This window comes from Mycobacterium sp. 852002-30065_SCH5024008 (genome assembly GCF_001665645.1).
GTDB classification, from domain to species: domain Bacteria; phylum Actinomycetota; class Actinomycetes; order Mycobacteriales; family Mycobacteriaceae; genus Mycobacterium; species Mycobacterium paraffinicum.
The window spans coordinates 1-1,253 of sequence record NZ_LZSZ01000019.1 but is presented as its reverse complement, the minus strand read 5'-3'; the positions used below and the strand labels follow the sequence as shown (position 1 = coordinate 1,253).

The window sequence follows — 1,253 nt, the reverse complement described above, 5'->3', positions numbered from 1 at the left end:
CTATCCGGCTGATGGTGGGCGGGTGAGGACGCTGTAGCGGAAGCCGTATTTGTGGGAGTAGCCCGCGGCGGCGCCGGCGCGTCGGCCCATGACGCCGGTGGGCATGCCGCGTAGCAGGGCGTTGCCCGGCGGGCTGGCGGCCCCGGCGGTCTGGACGGGAAGGGCCTCGGCCTCGGCGGCGTTGGCCGGGCTGACCGCCGAGGTCAGCGTGGCCCACTGCTGGGGCACCGACAACGCCCCGACTTGGGTGGCCTGCCCGGCACCGGCCGAGACGACGTTGCTGCTGAGACTGCCCAGGTTGCCCAGGCCCAACTGGGCGAACTGCGGCGTCGGGAACCACGCACCACCGGCACCGGCCGTGGTACCACCAGGACCCGACACCAACTGCTGGGCAAGCTGCGACCAAAACGCCGGTATACCGTTCGAGAAATAGGCAAGACCCGAGGTCTGCTTGAGGATCACCGTGTACAACGTGGGGTTCAGCCCGAGGTAATTGTTCGTCGGGGTGGGCAACCCACTCTGCGAGAAGTTCTGAATCGCACTCGTCAGCCAGGTAAATGGCCCGGGTTGCGACGACGTCGCGGTCACCTGGGGCGCCGCGGTGCTAACTAATTGCGTGCTCGCCAATTGCGGGGTGCTCGAGGCCACCGTTTGGGCGGTGTTGCCCGCCGGCTCCTGGGCGGCCTGAGTCACCGCCAACGCCTGATCGGCCACCCCATCGGGAGTAGTGGTATTCGGCGGGGCATCAAACGGCGCCAACTCCGAGGCCGTCGCCGAGGCCGCCGCATACCCATACATCGCCGCCGCGTCTTGGGCCCACATCTCCATGTACTGAGCCTCGGTCGCCATAATCGCCGGCGTGTTCTGCCCAAAGAAATTCGTCGCGATCAACGTCGCCAACAACACCCGATTGGCCGCAATCACCGGCGGGGGCACCGTCATCGCAAACGCCGCCTCAAAAGCCGCCGCCGCCGCCCGACCCTGACTGGCCGTGTCCTCGGCCAACCCCGCCACCGCACCCAACCAACTCACATACGGCACCACCGCCGACACCATCGACGACGCCGCCGGACCCACCCACGGCCCCGCCGTCAACTCCGAAACCACCGAGCTATACCCACTAGCCGCCGCAGCCACCTCAGCAGCAATCTCATCCCACGCCGCCGCCGCAGCCATCAACGGCCCCGAACCCGGACCCGCATACATCCGACCGGAATTAACCTCCGGCGGTAACGCCCCGAAGTCAAACACCT

General features: G+C 67.6%; 1 protein-coding gene. It reads right to left on the bottom strand.

Annotated features, from left to right (window positions below; genetic code table 11):
* Window positions 1-1,251 (bottom strand): PPE family protein, encoded by a 1,251-nt coding sequence (locus tag A5781_RS02215; RefSeq protein WP_067200521.1) that lies wholly within the window; start codon window positions 1,249-1,251, stop codon window positions 1-3.
* Window positions 1,252-1,253: the final 2 nt, after the last annotated feature.